This is a genomic window from Adlercreutzia sp. DFI.6.23 (assembly GCF_024462535.1).
Classification (GTDB): domain Bacteria; phylum Actinomycetota; class Coriobacteriia; order Coriobacteriales; family Eggerthellaceae; genus Adlercreutzia; species Adlercreutzia rubneri.
The window spans coordinates 1-322 of sequence record NZ_JANGBP010000332.1; the positions used below are offsets into that span (position 1 = coordinate 1).

The window sequence follows — 322 nt, forward strand, 5'->3', positions numbered from 1 at the left end:
GCTGGTGCAGGCGAAGGCGACGGGCGACCCGACAGGAGAAGCGGCTCGGGAGTTGTGCGCCATGCTCGCTCGCTGGCTGCAAATGCACTGGTGCGAGGGGACCTATTCTCCAGCGGCCCATGCCGCCCTGGCCGAGGGCTACGAGGCCGATCCGCGTTTCACGGCCTACTACGACGGCTCGGTAGGCGAAGGCGCGACGGCCTTCCTGCGCGTCGCACTTGTGGCTTGGTGCGGCGAGCAATAACGCTTTGAGCGATGCGCTGTTTTCCTGGGGTTCCCTGGTGAGCTTGCCGCAAGGTACGATGGCGTCGGTCCCGGGTAG

1 protein-coding gene is annotated in these 322 nt (G+C 66.5%); it reads left to right on the forward strand.

Annotated features, from left to right (window positions below; genetic code table 11):
* On the forward strand, positions 1–244 hold a 244-nt coding region (locus NE591_RS13600), incomplete at its 5' end, for a TipAS antibiotic-recognition domain-containing protein (protein WP_256156903.1).
* Positions 245–322 lie beyond the last annotated feature (78 nt).